The 1117-nt window shown below is 40.0% G+C and carries 1 protein-coding gene; it reads right to left on the reverse strand.

The window, feature by feature from the left end:
* Positions 1-2: 2 nt before the first annotated feature.
* A partial coding sequence (locus L1D50_RS23035; RefSeq protein ID WP_239966938.1) for a M1 family aminopeptidase occupies positions 3-1117 on the reverse strand: 1115 nt, incomplete at its 5' end.

The raw sequence follows: 1117 nt of genomic DNA on the forward strand, positions 1-1117 counted from the left end.
ATTTATATTTTACTACTTCTTATACTCAACGTGATGAAGTTCTCAAAGTTGGTAGCGTCTAAAATATCGAGCGTGAACCTATGGCTATTCACCCAACGAGATAATATCCAATCAATGTTAGGATCTTTCAAATCACGCAGTGCAAGAATAAAGTCACCTGTTGATGCTCCGCTTTTAACATGTGCTGCATAAAAAGTACGTAGTAAATGATTAAACCTTTCCTCTCCTAGCTCATGATGCAAAAGCGCAAAAAATAGCGCCCCTACCGAATAGGCATTAAGCCCTGCTTTTCCATACTCTTCAAACGCAGTCGTTAAATATTTAGGCTGTTTAACGAACTGATTTTTTGCTCGTTTTAGTACATTTGTCATATGCGAGCTTAAAGACACCCTTTTATTCAGCCGTGAATCCGTTAAATACTCTAAAAAGGTAGCCTTACCTTCATTCCAGCGTGGTGAGTAACTTTCATTCGAACGTGGGTCCCATAGATGACTCAGTTCGTGATACAAACGAGTTAACTCCACAAACCCCTCGCTGTCTTGAATAATTGCGGTAACATCAGCTTGAGCACCAAACCCCTTTGGGATCTCTATAAAGCTAAACTCACCAGTGCTTTGACGTTGACCAAACCAACTTTCATACAATGTTATGGTTTGTTTTGCCTTTTCCATATAGTCAGTTGCATATTTATTTCCCGGTAATGTAAATAGCTTAAAGCCATGCCCTTTTGTCACGGTATATGGTGCGACCATGAAGTCCATTCTCCATGAGGGTTTCTGGTTTTTGTACGAATAAACCTTTCTTCCTTGATCGGTCTCTGTTACGCCTAGTAAAATTCCACCATTTGCTACCACTAAGCCACTATCGACTTCGATGTTAGCGGTGTAGTTATAAAGCTTCTGCCAAAAGCGTGATGCGCGATTGACCCTATCATCAGGCACTGTGATGAGCGGATAAGCATATGCGTCCATACGAATAATAGAAAACAAAGGGGTGATGTCATCTTTAATATAAGCCATCCCAGTTTCTACATACCCCTTTATATGGCCAGAATAATTAACAGTAAAAGTTGTTTGTTGATCGGGTTGGAGCGCCTCAGATAACGATAATTTAATAT

The sequence above is a fragment of the Pseudoalteromonas sp. Isolate6 genome, from assembly GCF_022398435.1.
Lineage (GTDB): Bacteria > Pseudomonadota > Gammaproteobacteria > Enterobacterales > Alteromonadaceae > Pseudoalteromonas > Pseudoalteromonas galatheae.